Raw genomic sequence first — 13,450 nt, forward strand, 5'->3', positions numbered from 1 at the left:
AAAGTGCAATGACTTTTTATGAAAACCAAATTGATAGATATAACGCTTTTTGTGAAAAACAAATTAATAAAAATTTCCCACGGGAAAATCTAAAAGAGGGTGAAATATGAATTATGGTTTTGTAGATGATGAAACAATAGTAAAACAAGCTAAAAAAATCTGTGATTGTATAGGACATGGTATGCATGGAACTGCTATGCATATGATAATTGAAACTGCTGTTACTGAAACTGGACTTGGCAGAATTGAAGATAAGACTATAGGTGCTGGAATGGGATTAACTCAATTTGATGAGTTACCTTTTAAAGATATTTTAAAAAGAAATATGAAGTCAAGAGATAAAATTTTAAAAGAGCTTGGAGTTGATATAGGTTTGATTGAGTGGAATGATTTAAGATACAACAGTTATTTGGCTTTGTTGTTTGCAAGATTGTTTTATTGGTTAAAAGGTGATCCAATTCCAAAAACAATTGAAGAAAGAGCTGCTTATTGGAAATTACATTATAACACTAGATTAGGTAAGGGTACTGTTGAACATTATTTAGAAATGAATAGAAAGTATGGAGTTAAATTTTAGAATATTTGAACAATATAAAATAACTCAAACTTTAAAAAAAATATGCCATATTGTGCCAAATATTTTTTAAACTGTTGGGAAATTTGTTGTGAAAATAAATAAATGATAAGCTTCAAAGTACTATTTTATAATGCTTTTATAAAAAAATGATATTGAACTTCAACCCTGATTGACGGTTTTTGTGTAAACGCCGTGAGAGGTTCGATTCCTCTACTCTCTCGCCATAAGAAAGTATAAAATAAGTTTTATCTAGAAAAAGTAAGTCCAATACCAATATTTGTAACTTCTCTATCATAATCTATCAAACTTTGACCATATCCATGGAAAACTTGAAAAATACCATAACTATTTTTTGAAGATATAAAATCTGGAAGAGGAAAAGTGTAGTTAAATTCAACTGCCCCCTTGTTTGAACTATTTAATCTCAAATTATCTCTTAAAAGTAGTTCAAAAGTTTGTTTACCATAAGCATACAAAAATGAAATATCTCCATATCCATAATATTTATAAAAATCTTTCATATCATCATCTTTACTATTTTGGGGGATTTTATACCAAATTTTTGGAGACACAAAAAGATTATCAAATTGAAAAAATGTTTGTAAATATAATCTATTTAAAGATCTTGAATCATCGCCACCTTTTCCATTTGAAGTGTGTAAAAATGATGTTTTATAAAGCTTTAAGTATTTATCATCATTAGGAATTTGCATAAAAATTTCTGGTTCATAGTTTGTTTCACGAAATGGAGCAGAACTAGAAGCAGTTTGCCAAAATGATTTTTGAGTATATGCAATACTTATTGTCTCGTTTAAACCAAAAAAATCATTAGAAATTGGTTTTTCTAAACTAATTTGAAAAGAAGTTTCAAAATTATCTCTATTTGAAATATTGTTAAAAGTATATGTTGCTGGTAAAAAATAGTTCTTTTTGTAAGGATATATACCAAAATCTTTTGTAACTAGTTGCTCTAAATTATCATTTGTATCTTTATCTTTAGATTTATCTATATTATGTTCAAAAAACTCTTTTTTTGGCTCTTTTTTAATCTCTTTGATTACTAAATCTTCACTTTTATCTAAAGAATGATTTTTTAAACTCTCATTTGCTATTTTTTTATATAAAAGCATTGCAGATTTATAATCTCCACTATCTTCTAGCTCTTTTGCTTTTTTATAAATAGAGTTTAAATCTTCTGAAAAACATAGTGATAGAGTAAATATAAATAGTATAAATAGTTTCTTTTCCAAATTATTCCTTATAATGAGTCAAATTTTACTCTAAAATTTATTTATACTATCTAAAAGCGATAAATTGATATAATCTTGGCTAATTTTTATAAAAAAGGTAAATAATATGTTAGTTGCTCCATCTATACTATCAGCTGATTTTGGCAATTTGGAACAAGAGATTAAGGCTATTTGTGAAGCTGGTTGTGATTTAGTTCATGTAGATGTTATGGATGGACACTTTGTACCAAATTTAACTATTGGTCCAGTTGTTGTAGAACCTGTTAGTAAAGCTAGTTCTAAACCACTTGATATTCATTTAATGGTTGAGAATAACAACTTCTTTGTAGATCTATTTGCTCCATTAAAGCCAAAATATCTATCATTTCATATTGAGAGTGAAAAACACCCACATAGACTTATTCAAAAAATAAGAAGTTTGGGTATAAGCCCTGCAATTACACTTAATCCTCATACTAAAGTAGAAGATATTGAGTATTTACTCGAAGATTTAGATATGGTTTTACTAATGTCTGTAAATCCAGGATTTGGTGGGCAAAAATTTATTCCAAGCGTGATTGAAAAAGCAAAAAAATTAAAAGAGCTTATAAATAAAAAAAATCCAAATTGTTTAATTGAAGTTGATGGTGGAGTTAGTGATAAAAATATAAAAGAGTTAAAAGATGCTGGAGTTGATGTTGTTGTTGCAGGAAGCTTTGTTTTTGGAAGTGGTGATTATAAAAAAGCTATAGATAGTTTAAAAGTATAAATTAAGAAGTTCAAAATATGAGAGTAAAAATCTGTGGTATAACAAATTTAGAAGATGCATTAAATGCCATAAATGCAGGTGCTTCTGCCTTGGGATTTGTGTTTTATAAACCATCTCCTAGATATATTGAACCTCTTGTTGCTTTAAAAATAGTTGAAAATTTACCACCTTTTGTACAAACTGTTGGACTTTTTGTGAACGAAACAACAGATTTTATAAACAAAACCTGTAAAGAGTCGAAAATGCAACTAGCTCAAATTATTGATGATGAGAATATAGTAGATTTTTTTAAACTAGAAGTTAAACATTTAAAAGTTTTAAGAGTAAAAAGTAAAGAAGACTTAAACAGTTTAAAAGATGATTACTATTTAGTTGATGCATTTGTAGATGAATTTGGTGGAGCTGGTAAAAGATTAGCACTGGATTGGTTTAAAGATATAAACTGTTCTAAATTTATACTTGCTGGAGGATTAAGCTCTGAAAATTTAAAAGAGTTAAAGAATTTTGATTTTTTTGGAGTTGATGTAAGTAGTGCAGTTGAAAAGCAAAAAGGGGTTAAAGATAAACAAAAGATGTTTGATTTTGTGAAAGCTGCAAATGAAATCTCCTAAAAAAAAGTATATTTTAAAACCTCAAAAGCAGACTTTTTTAGATATTGTAAGAAGATTAAAAAAAGAGCCAATAGAATTTTCTGAATTTTTAGATCTTTTAGAAAATATAAGTGATAAGTTTTATGAAAATAGTGAACTAGAATTTGAGCTACTTTTAATAAATGGGTTTCCTTTAGATATAAAAGATGATTTTGTATATCTTAGAACCACAAAAACTCCAATATGTGAACAAACTTTTTGTTTTGTTGATATTGAAACAAATGGTGGAAGTCCAAAGAATGGTCATCAAATTATAGAATTGGGAGCAGTTAAGTATAAAAATGGACAAATCTTAGATAAATTTGACTCTTTGGTTTTTGCAAAAGAGATTCCTATTTATATTCAAGAAGTTACAAATATAAGTCTAGATATGCTTCAAACTGCACCAAGACTAGAGAAAGTTCTAAAAGAGTTTAAAGAGTTTTTAGGTGATGATGTATTTGTAGCTCATGATATAAAATTTGATTATAATTTTATCTCCGATAGTTTTGAAAAGTATAATTTAGGGAAACTTTTAAATAGGAAAATTTGTACAATAGATTTATCAAAAAGATGCATACAATCTCAAAAATATGGTCTTAGTACTTTAAAAGAACTTTTAAATATAGATGTACAAAATCATCATAGAGCATATTTTGATGCACTATCAACAGAGATTATTTTTGAAAGATGTTTAGAAAATATAGATTTTAGTAAGATAAAATATACTGAAGATTTGATAGCTTTTAGTAAATCCAACAATATTTTAAAAATTCCTAAAGAAAACAACTAAGAAGTAAAAACTTCTTAGTTTAAACTTTTATTTTCTATTATCAGCTTCTTTTGCATACTTATAACCTAAATCATAAGCTTTGTTGTTAAGTTCATGAAGTTTTGGAGGAATTTTTGAGAGCATTGTACTTCTTAAAACCTCTTTAGGAATAGTTTCTCCTGTGAAATAGTTTGCTATTGCTAATGCTAAAATAGATTGAGTAATAACATTTCCTACTTCATCTTTTGCAATTGTAATAATTGGAATTTCAATAATATTCCATCTTTTTTTATCTTCTTCACTAGGGTGTACCAAGTTTGGCTCAATAACTATTGTTGCACCATCTTTTACACCATTTTTGAATAGATCAAAAGATATTTGAGCAACAGAAAGCATAAAATCAATCTCTCCATCATTTGCGTATGGATAGATAATCTCTTCATCTTGAAGTGTAATATCAACAACAGTTGGTCCACCACGTACCTGTGAAGTATAAGTAGCTGTTTTTAATCCAAATCCACCATTACTTATTTTTGCAGCAGCAAAAATTTCACCTGCTAGTAAAACACCTTGTCCCCCAACTCCTGTAAATCTCATTAAAGTTCTATTTGACATATTATTTCCTTAAAGCTCTACCATAGTTTTATTTTTGTGTGCTTCTTTTACTTTTTCATAAGCTTCACAATATTCTAGTGCATTTTCATCCTGTTTTAAAACTCCAGTTGGATATTTACCAATTTTTTCACTCTCTTCTAGCATATCAAATTTTGTTTTTGCCAAAGATATTGAGTCAATCCACTCTAAATTTGATGTTGCACTTGCCATTTTATTTTTTCTTCCTAAATTTACATGGCAATTTGAGAATACTTCTAAATATGAGAACCCTTTATGCTCAAGAGCTTTAACTAAAGTTCTTTCAAGTTTTTTTGGATCAATCATAGTTTCTCTTGCAACAAAACTCGCACCCGCTGCTTCTACAAGTTTGCAAGAGTCAAAAGTTGGATCAATATTTCCTCTTTCCATCGTAGCTGTCCACATCCCTTTTGGAGTAGTAGGGCTTGTTTGAGAGTTCGTAAGTCCATAAATAAAGTTATTTATTAAAATATAAGTTAAATCAATATTTCTTCTAGCAGCATGAATTGTATGATTTCCACCAATTGCAAGACCATCTCCATCTCCACCTACAACTATAACTTTTTTATTTGGATTCGCCATTTTTATTCCAGTTGCATAAGGAAGTGTTCTTCCATGAGTTGTATGAACAGTATTGCAGTTTATGTATGAGCTAAATCTTCCAGAGCAACCAATTCCTGAAACTACACAAACATCATCCATATTCCAACCCAGTTTATCAATTGCTCTTATTAAAGCTTTTAATATAACTCCATCACCACATCCCCAACACCAAAGTGTTGGCATTTTATCTGTTCTTAAATATTCATCGTAGTTAAAAGCCATATTACATTCCTTTTACTTTTTCTATTATTTCAAGTGGAGAAAGTGGTCTTCCATTTGCTTTTAAAAGAGTATCAAACTCTTTTCTTCCACTAACTCTTTGTATCTCTTGAGTGTATTGTCCCATGTTAAGCTCTGCAACTAATACTTTTTCAAATCTGTTTACAAGTTCATTTAATCTTTTTTCAGGACTTGGCCAAATAGTTTTTGGACTAAACATTCCGGCTTTTATTCCCTCTTTTCTTAGACGATTTACAGCCTCTTTAGCTCCTAATGAAACAGAACCATAAGCAATAATTAAAATATCAGCATCCTCTATCATATACTCTTCATTTAGTTCAAGTTCATCTGTATGATTTTCAACTTTTTTAAATAATCTACTCATCAAAGCACTACAAACAACAGCATCTTCAGTTGGATGACCTGTTGGTCCATGATGAAGTCCTGTAAAATGGTATCTATAACCTTCAAACATTGGATTTAAAACAGCTGGTTCATCATCTTTTGCACCATAAGGAAGATACTCTTTTTTATCTCCATCAAATCTTTTTCTAAAAACTCTGTTTTTTTCTATTTCACTTAAAGGTGGAAGTACAACTTTTCCAGCCATATGCCCAATAGTTTCATCTAAAAGCACAAAAACAGGTTGCATAAATCTATCTGCTAGATTAAAAGCACGTACTACTTCTGTATAGCACTCAGTTAAATTTCCAGGCATTAAAGTGATAGATTTTACATCACCATGAGTTGGATTTTTTGCTTGTAAAATATCACCTTGAGCAACTCTTGTAGGAAGTCCAGTTGAAGGTCCTCCCCTCATTACATTTACAACTACAAGAGGAACTTCTGCAATATAACCTAATCCTAAATTCTCAGATTTTAGTGAAATTCCAGGTCCACTTGATGCTGTCATAGCTCTTTTTCCACTCATAGCTGCACCAAGACTTGCACAAATACCAGAAATCTCATCTTCCATTTGCATACAAACTCCACCAATTGCAGGTAGTTTTGATGATAATACGTGCATGATTTCACTAGATGGTGTTATTGGATAGCCACCAAAAAACTCACATTTTGAATCAATAGCTGCTAATGCTGCTAATTCATTTCCTGTTGATATTAATTCTCTTGACATAATCAAACCTTTTTATCTTCATCTAATATTTTATAATTATTTTTTATAATTCTCTCTTGTCTTTGCTTTGCTTCATCACTTAATTTTGAAAATTTATACTCTTTTTTATCAGCGACAAAAATAGCAAAATCAGGGCAAGATAATTCACAATCATTGCATCCAATACAAGCTTCAGGATGAATAACAGTTGCCATAGAACCTAAAGTTGAGTGAATATCTTGTCTCATCCCAAGAACTCCAGCTGGACATACAGATACACATCTATCACAGGCTTTACATCTACTCTCATTTACCCATACAGGTGTATTTAAAGGAGCTTCAACATTTGACATAATTTTCCTTTACTAAAATATAATAAAAATTTATAAATTTTATAATTTTGGAAACAATATTACTATAATTTAGCTTATTTTATTAAAAGAAAACTATAAATAATTTAGATATAATCCAAAGATTTTAAAAAAGGAAGCTTTTTGGTATTATATCAACCTCAAAATGGTTATTGTTACAATAGTGATACACATTTTTTACATAGTTTTATTTGTAAATCTTTAGAAAAATATAAAAATATAAGTGGAGAAGTTCTCGATATTGGAAGTGGAAGTGGTATTTTAGGTCTTTTATTTTTTAATAAATACAGAAAAACAAATCTAAATCAAGTTGAGATTCAAGATATTTTTCAATTTTTTTCAACAAAAAATGCAAAAATAAATAAAATATCTTCAACAATGCACAAAGGCTCATTTTTAGATCTTGATTTTGATAAAAAATTTGATATTTGTATATCAAATCCACCATTTTATCATAGTGATGTAATAAAAAGTGAAAAAGAGAATATTAAAATTGCAAGATACAATGATTATATGCCTTTAAGAGATTTTATAAAAAAATCTTCACAAGTTTTGAAAAATGATGGAAAATTTTTTTTCTGTTATGATTGTAAGCAGTTAGCGGATATTATTTTATATTTAAAAGAGTTTAAATTGAACCTTGAAGCTTTACAATTTGTACATCCAAATGATTCAAAAGATGCAACTTTGGTGATGATTTGTGCTAAGAAAAATTCTAAATCTTTGGTGAAAATTTTAAATCCTTTGATTGTTTTTAATGAAAACAATGAGTTTACGAAAACTGTACAAAATATATATAAAGAGGCTCAAACACATAGTATAAAGGTTTTTTGTGAGTAATTTAATCAAAAAGAATGGATACAATTTCTCTTTTAATCCTACTGCTTGTGAAAGTTGTGCTGGAAATTGTTGCATAGGTGAAAGTGGATATATTTGGATAAATATTATTGAAATAGAAGCTTTATCAAAATATTTAGGACTTACTTTAGATAGTTTTAGAGAAAAATATCTTTTTAAAGTAGGGTATAAATATAGCATAAAAGAGGTAGAATTAGCAGATAATAGTTTTGCTTGTTGTTTTTTTGATTTAGAAAAAAGAAAATGCTCTATTTATGATTATAGACCAACGCAGTGTAGGACTTTTCCATTTTGGGAATATTTTAAAAATAATGAAAAAGAGGTATATAAAGAGTGCCCAGCTATAAAAAATATTTAATAATATCAGTAGTTCTAAGTTTTTTTGTCTCTTGCACTATTAAAGATGCAGAGTTTAAAAATGAAAAAGAGAATAGAAAGTATTTAAAAGTAGAAGAAAAAAGTTTTCAACTAGAAGATTACTACATAATTTACGCTTTAGAGATGGAAAATTCAAGAATGTACGATAGTGCAAAAGAGATATACTTGAAACTATTTTTAAATACAAGTAAATATGAATATTTGGTTGCTTATGCAACAATTGCTACACAACTTCAAGATTATCAAGGGATAAAAGAACAAATTTCAAAATATTTTATACCAAATATTAAAGAAGAAGAGATACTTTTAAGATTGTATAGTTTTGCTCTTTTAAAGCTTCAAGAGTTTGATTTGGCTTTAAAAAATGCTGTTACTCTAGCAGATTTATATAAAAATAGTATTAACTATGAACTTTTAGGAACAATATATATATCAAAAGAGGAGTTTCAAAAAGCTTATGATAGTTTTAATAAAGCTCTAAAATACGGTGTTTCAAGCTCACTTATACAGACAAAGGCAAGTTTAGAGTTTTTCCAATTAAATCGACAAAAAGATGCAGTAGAAAATCTTAAAGATTATCTACCAAAAAGCCAATATGATTTTAATATTGCACTTCAACTTTTGACTTTTTATAATCAATTAAATGATAAGCAAAATATACAATCTTTGCTAAAAGAGATGTTTTTATACTATAAAAATAGTGAAGATGCTTTACAATTAAATAAAACAGCAAATTTAATGTTTCAAAATTTTGAAGCAAATGATATTATAATGTTTTTGGAAGGAAATAATCTTGAAGATGATTTTCTTTTAGAGCTTTATAAACGAACAAAACAGCCAGAAAAAGCATATAATTTACTCAAAAAATTATATACAAATAGTTCAAATCCTGATTATTTAGCACAGCAAGCTATTATTGAGTTTGAATTAGCAGAAGATAAAAATAGTGTTTTAGCAAGTGTTATTGAAAAATTTAATATCTCTTTAAAAACATCTTCAAATCCTATTTATCAAAATTATTTGGCATATTTATTAATTGATTATGATATTGATATACCAAAAGGTTTGGTTTTGGTAAAAAAAGCATTGGAGCAAGATCCTACAAATATTGCTTTTATAGATACTCTAGCATGGGGCGATTATAAGAGTAAAAATTGTAAAGATGCATATAAAAATATGAAATTAATTGTAGATGAAATAGGTTTAAATGATGAAGAGATAAAGATGCATTGGGAAAAAATTAAGGAGTGTAAAGAGAATGATACTAGAAAAAATAAATAATAAAACTTTAGAAGATGTAAAAAAAAGAGAAGAGAAAATATCTTTAGATGAACTTGAAAATATAATAGCAGATGGTAATTTCCCCACAAAAGATGTAAAGAAATTTTTAAAATCTTCAATCGATGAACCTATTCGAATAATTGCTGAAGTAAAAAAAGCAAGTCCTAGTAAAGGGGTTATAAAAGAAGATTTTGATCATCTTCAAATAGCAAAAGAGTACAATGATTTTGGTGCAAATGCAATTTCTATATTAACAGAACCACACTTTTTCTTAGGAAATTTAGATTATTTAAAAGAGATAAAAAATATTACAAATATTCCACTTTTAAGAAAAGATTTTATTCTTACAAAATATCAAATTGCAGAGGCTTTGATATATGGAGCAGATTTTATACTATTAATTGCAAAATCACTGAGTCAAGATGAGTTAAATGAATTATATAGTTATGCTAGAGGTTTGAATTTAGAAGTTTTAGTTGAAATTCACGATTTTGAGGATTTGACTAAAGCTTTAAAAAGTAAAGCAGATATTATAGGAATAAACCATAGAAATTTAAAAACTTTTGAGATGGATATGAATTTATGTGAGGAGCTAATTCCACTTATTCCTGAAGGTAAAATAATTGTTGCTGAATCTGGAGTTAGTGATATTGAAGTTATAAAAAGACTCCATAATCTTGGAGCTGATGCTTTTTTAATAGGAGAGCATTTTATGAGAGTTCCAAATATAAAAGAGGAATTGAAAAAATTTAAAAATGCTCTAAATTAATCTATTTTATATTATTAAATTTAATTTAAAAAAGGAGTAAAAATGCCAGTAATAAATGTAAAAATGACGCATGAGGATGGCGGAGCAACAGTTGAGCAAAAAGAGGAGTTAGTAAAAGGTATAAATGAACTTTTTAGTAAAATATTTAATCGTTCTAGCTCAAATGCAATAGTTTTAATAGAAGAGATTAGTACAGATAACTACTTTATTGGTGGAAAATCAGTTACAAAAATAAGAAAAGAGAAGTAGGTTTTTTTCTACCTCTTTTAAATCTCGATTCCATTATCTAACAAAATTTTATTTCTCCCACTATCTTTGGCTTTGTATAATAAAGAGTCTGCTTTTTGAAGAGCAATATCATAAGTAGGATATTTATTTCTTATTGTAACTCCAGCGCTAAAAGTGATTTTTAGTTTTTTATCTTGATAAATAAAGCTATTTTCTGTAACTATTGATTTTATTCTTTTTAATAACATTAATAGCTCTCTATCCAGATTAAAATGTATAATAGCAATAAACTCTTCTCCACCATATCTTGCTACTAAATCTATATCTCTAATACTTTTCTCTAAAATTTTTCCAAAAGTTGAAAGAATTACATCTCCACACTCATGACCATAAGTATCATTTACTTTTTTAAAATGGTCTATATCAAAAAATATTACTGCATATTGAGTTTTTAATCTACTGTAAGAGTTTTCAACTTTTACCATCTCTTCATTAAATGCTTTTCTTGTAAGAACTTGAGTTAAAAAATCTTTTCTATTTTCTTGTTTTGTTTTATTTAATTCATTTTCTAAACTATTTATTTTTTCTTCTAACTCTTCTATTTTAGATTTTCCATTTTCTAGTTTATTTGTAACACTATTTATCTCTTGCTCAATAGAAGAAGCAGCAACAACAAGTTCATTTTGTAGTTTGCTTAAAACTTCGATTCCACCATTTGTTAGATTAATTGCTTGGATTTTCTCTTTTATATTTAAAACTTTTTTAGAACCATTTCCGCTACTAAAAATAGCTTCATTGAAATACTCTTCCATAAGTACAACAAGTTTTGATATATCTTCTGTTTTTTGAATAACTAATTTTTTATCTTTTTCAAATCTCTCAAATATTAATTTTTCTATTTGTATCTGTACTGATTTTTCAAAAATATCTTTTGGATTTTTTTTAAGTTGTTCAAATAAAACATCAGCAATATTGTTTAAATCAGAGCTAATAGATGGAATAATAGCTTGTTTTAAAATATCAATTATAACTTCAACATTTTTTGGATGAACTCTTTTTAGCAGAAGCTGTATTAGTTTTTCAGGAGTATCTAATTGATTTGAAATTGCTTCATTGTATTCAATATCATTTAATTGACTTAAAAAATTTTTCATATTTTCCTTTTTAATTTATCTAAAATAAAAGAGTGGCAAACCAAACAGCATGAGTGTGATTATAACTAAAAATGTATAAAAGATAATTTTATATGTTTTTTATTATTGTATATCTTCTTTTTCAATAAAATCTTCTTTTTCCTCTTTTAATTTTTCGCTTAAACTTGTCTTTACAAGACTATTTCCTTCAAATATACCTTTTGCTTCAATTACAAATTCTTCTGATTCAATTGAGCCTGTAACTTTCCCATCTGGTTTTATATCTACTCTTGTTGCATTTATTGAGCCTTCTGCTAAGCCTTGAACAATAACTCTTAAAGCAGTTATCTCTCCTTTTATTTTTCCATTCTTTCCAATATTTATCTCTTGTTCTGAGTTTATATTTCCTTCAAAGTAACCATCAATATATAAATTACAAGACAAGTTTATATTCCCCGTTATTTTTGTGCCTGCAGTGATAATTGTGGTTGTGGAGTCGGATTTTGTATTTTTATGTGACTGATTGCTGTTATTAAAGAATCCCATGATATTTCTGTTTCCTTTTCAAAAATTTCTGTATAATTTTTCATGTCCCACATTACAAAAGTAAGTGGATCAAGAGATCTTGATAAAAAACGAACTTCATAGTGTAAATGAGGTCCGCTACTTATCCCTGTATTTCCTGAATATGCTATTAAATCCCCTTTTTTAACAAAAGAGCCAGATTTTACCAAAGTTTTGTTTAAGTGGGCATAATAGGATTTGAAGCCATATATATGTTGAATTGCTATTAAATTTCCATTAAATCTATCAAAACTTGAAGTCTCAACAATACCATCTGCTGTTGCATAAACAGGCGTTCCAACAGATGCTTTTAAATCAATCCCCATATGCAAAGCTTTCCTATTTAAAATAGGATGATGCCTATATCCAAAGTAGCTATTTATAACCCTATCTTCTACAGGAGAACCACTAGGAATTAGTTGTAAAAGTGTTGTTCTCTCTTCTGTATTAAGTCTTGCAATATCTACTCTTTGTTTTAGTGGAAGTTCATTTTCAGTTGGAATTCCTATGATGTTTTCCATTTTATTGAAATAATCAGTAGCTTCACTTATCTCTTCATTTTTTTCATGAAGTTCTAGTTGAGTTTGACTAACTAAATTATTTAGCTCTTCGTTTATTCTTTTAAACTCTACTAATTCAAGTTCAATATCTAATCTATCATTATCCATTTGAATTAACGAAAGATTTATAAAAATAAATGCTGCTACAAATATAAAAAATAGTCCAATAAATGTATATAAAGTATAAAAGAAAGGCTTTTTTCTTAGTTTTATCTGTTTTATACCATTATCATCATTTATTGTAAATGTTATATATTTGTTTTCATATTTATCCATTAATCCTCTTAAACTTTAGGTAATAGTATTATGATAATAATTTTTTCACCATCTCATTTATTCTTTTTCCATCGGCAACACCAGCAAACTTTTTAGAAGCAACTCCCATAACTTTACCCATATCTTTTAAGCTAGTTGCTCCAACTTCACTTATTATCTCTTTCATTCCATTTTCAAGCTCTTCATCACTTAATTGTTTAGGAAGATAAAGCATAAAAACATCAACTTGTTCTTGCTCTTTTTGAACTAAATCATCTCTTGAAGCAGCTCTATATTGAGAAATTGCCTCTTCTCTTTGTTTTATTCCTCTTTGAATTAGTTTTATAACTTCAGCATCATCTAAAACTCTTCTTTCATCTACTTCAACTTGTTTAATCATTGTATTTATGGCTCGTATAGAGTCTCTTTTTACAACCTCTTTATCTCTCATTGCTTGTTTTAAATCTTCGTTTAATTTCTCTTTTAAGCTCATTTTTAAACTCCTTTT

The 13,450-nt window shown here is 27.7% G+C and carries 18 protein-coding genes; 9 read left to right on the top strand and 9 right to left on the bottom strand.

Going from position 1 to position 13,450, the window contains the following annotated elements; all coding sequences use genetic code 11:
• The first annotated feature begins 106 nt into the window (after positions 1 to 106).
• Positions 107 to 577, top strand: a complete 471-nt coding sequence (locus tag AC5LG6_RS10180) for a hypothetical protein (RefSeq protein ID WP_498586478.1) — start codon at positions 107 to 109, stop codon at positions 575 to 577.
• Positions 578 to 822: 245 nt separating this feature from the next.
• Here AC5LG6_RS10180 and AC5LG6_RS10185 read toward each other — a convergent pair whose 3' ends face one another.
• Complete coding sequence (locus AC5LG6_RS10185; RefSeq protein WP_498586479.1) at positions 823 to 1,827, bottom strand: phospholipase A; 1,005 nt, start codon at positions 1,825 to 1,827, stop codon at positions 823 to 825.
• Between the two features lie 106 nt (positions 1,828 to 1,933).
• Here AC5LG6_RS10185 and rpe point away from each other — a divergent pair, with 106 nt between their 5' ends.
• The 3 genes from rpe to AC5LG6_RS10200 are packed head-to-tail and all read left to right on the top strand — an operon-like array spanning position 1,934 to position 3,997.
• Positions 1,934 to 2,575, top strand: a complete 642-nt coding sequence (gene rpe, locus AC5LG6_RS10190; protein ID WP_260876459.1) for a ribulose-phosphate 3-epimerase — start codon at positions 1,934 to 1,936, stop codon at positions 2,573 to 2,575.
• Between the two features lie 17 nt (positions 2,576 to 2,592).
• The gene (locus tag AC5LG6_RS10195; RefSeq protein ID WP_498586481.1) at positions 2,593 to 3,186 is read left to right on the top strand and encodes a phosphoribosylanthranilate isomerase; all 594 of its coding nucleotides are present in this window, start codon (positions 2,593 to 2,595) and stop codon (positions 3,184 to 3,186) included.
• Positions 3,173 to 3,997 (top strand): 3'-5' exonuclease, encoded by an 825-nt coding sequence (locus tag AC5LG6_RS10200; protein WP_498586482.1) that lies wholly within the window; start codon positions 3,173 to 3,175, stop codon positions 3,995 to 3,997. The genes AC5LG6_RS10195 and AC5LG6_RS10200 overlap by 14 nt, the downstream gene beginning before the upstream one ends.
• Before the next feature lie 27 nt (positions 3,998 to 4,024).
• Here the strand turns inward: AC5LG6_RS10200 and AC5LG6_RS10205 are convergent, their stop codons facing one another.
• From AC5LG6_RS10205 to AC5LG6_RS10220, 4 genes are read right to left on the bottom strand one after another with little or no spacing between them, the layout of a single operon-like run.
• Positions 4,025 to 4,591 carry a 2-oxoacid:acceptor oxidoreductase family protein gene (locus AC5LG6_RS10205; protein ID WP_066153575.1) on the bottom strand — a complete coding sequence of 189 codons (567 nt, stop codon included), beginning with the start codon at positions 4,589 to 4,591 and terminating at the stop codon, positions 4,025 to 4,027.
• Positions 4,592 to 4,600: 9 nt separating this feature from the next.
• The gene (locus AC5LG6_RS10210) at positions 4,601 to 5,434 is read right to left on the bottom strand and encodes a 2-oxoglutarate ferredoxin oxidoreductase subunit beta (RefSeq protein ID WP_066153572.1); all 834 of its coding nucleotides are present in this window, start codon (positions 5,432 to 5,434) and stop codon (positions 4,601 to 4,603) included.
• A gap of 1 nt (position 5,435) precedes the next feature.
• The gene (locus tag AC5LG6_RS10215) at positions 5,436 to 6,566 is read right to left on the bottom strand and encodes a 2-oxoglutarate synthase subunit alpha (RefSeq protein WP_498586483.1); all 1,131 of its coding nucleotides are present in this window, start codon (positions 6,564 to 6,566) and stop codon (positions 5,436 to 5,438) included.
• A 2-nt stretch (positions 6,567 to 6,568) separates the two neighbouring features.
• On the bottom strand, positions 6,569 to 6,898 hold the full coding sequence (locus tag AC5LG6_RS10220) for a 4Fe-4S binding protein (RefSeq protein WP_066153566.1): 330 nt from the start codon (positions 6,896 to 6,898) through the stop codon (positions 6,569 to 6,571).
• Positions 6,899 to 7,039: 141 nt separating this feature from the next.
• On the opposite strand from AC5LG6_RS10220, the gene AC5LG6_RS10225 reads away from it, so the two are divergent.
• Genes AC5LG6_RS10225 through AC5LG6_RS10245 form a run of 5 tightly spaced genes read left to right on the top strand, consistent with a single transcriptional unit; the run spans position 7,040 to position 10,451 of the window.
• On the top strand, positions 7,040 to 7,756 hold the full coding sequence (locus AC5LG6_RS10225) for a tRNA1(Val) (adenine(37)-N6)-methyltransferase (protein ID WP_498586484.1): 717 nt from the start codon (positions 7,040 to 7,042) through the stop codon (positions 7,754 to 7,756).
• Positions 7,749 to 8,132: a YkgJ family cysteine cluster protein gene (locus AC5LG6_RS10230; RefSeq protein WP_498586486.1), complete on the top strand. Its 384-nt coding sequence runs from the start codon at positions 7,749 to 7,751 to the stop codon at positions 8,130 to 8,132. The genes AC5LG6_RS10225 and AC5LG6_RS10230 overlap by 8 nt, the downstream gene beginning before the upstream one ends.
• On the top strand, positions 8,108 to 9,433 hold the full coding sequence (locus AC5LG6_RS10235; RefSeq protein ID WP_498586487.1) for a tetratricopeptide repeat protein: 1,326 nt from the start codon (positions 8,108 to 8,110) through the stop codon (positions 9,431 to 9,433). Before AC5LG6_RS10230 ends, AC5LG6_RS10235 begins: the two co-directional genes overlap by 25 nt.
• The gene (trpC, locus tag AC5LG6_RS10240) at positions 9,411 to 10,202 is read left to right on the top strand and encodes an indole-3-glycerol phosphate synthase TrpC (protein WP_479798182.1); all 792 of its coding nucleotides are present in this window, start codon (positions 9,411 to 9,413) and stop codon (positions 10,200 to 10,202) included. Before AC5LG6_RS10235 ends, trpC begins: the two co-directional genes overlap by 23 nt.
• Before the next feature lie 42 nt (positions 10,203 to 10,244).
• A complete protein-coding gene (locus AC5LG6_RS10245) occupies positions 10,245 to 10,451 on the top strand; it encodes a tautomerase family protein (protein WP_066153547.1) in 207 nt (68 codons plus the stop codon).
• 17 nt (positions 10,452 to 10,468) lie between these two features.
• Here AC5LG6_RS10245 and AC5LG6_RS10250 read toward each other — a convergent pair whose 3' ends face one another.
• The 4 genes from AC5LG6_RS10250 to AC5LG6_RS10265 all read right to left on the bottom strand — a co-directional run bounded on the left by AC5LG6_RS10250 (position 10,469) and on the right by AC5LG6_RS10265 (position 13,435).
• Positions 10,469 to 11,584, bottom strand: coding sequence for a GGDEF domain-containing protein (locus tag AC5LG6_RS10250; protein ID WP_260895323.1), 1,116 nt, complete (start codon positions 11,582 to 11,584; stop codon positions 10,469 to 10,471).
• A gap of 102 nt (positions 11,585 to 11,686) precedes the next feature.
• Entirely contained in the window at positions 11,687 to 12,007 is a 321-nt protein-coding gene (locus AC5LG6_RS10255) for a bactofilin family protein (RefSeq protein ID WP_498586489.1), read from the bottom strand.
• Positions 12,008 to 12,021: 14 nt separating this feature from the next.
• Positions 12,022 to 12,963 carry a M23 family metallopeptidase gene (locus tag AC5LG6_RS10260; protein WP_498586490.1) on the bottom strand — a complete coding sequence of 314 codons (942 nt, stop codon included), beginning with the start codon at positions 12,961 to 12,963 and terminating at the stop codon, positions 12,022 to 12,024.
• Positions 12,964 to 12,991: 28 nt separating this feature from the next.
• Positions 12,992 to 13,435, bottom strand: a complete 444-nt coding sequence (locus tag AC5LG6_RS10265; protein WP_120986835.1) for a GatB/YqeY domain-containing protein — start codon at positions 13,433 to 13,435, stop codon at positions 12,992 to 12,994.
• Positions 13,436 to 13,450 lie beyond the last annotated feature (15 nt).

The organism is Arcobacter thermotolerans (assembly GCF_983172305.1).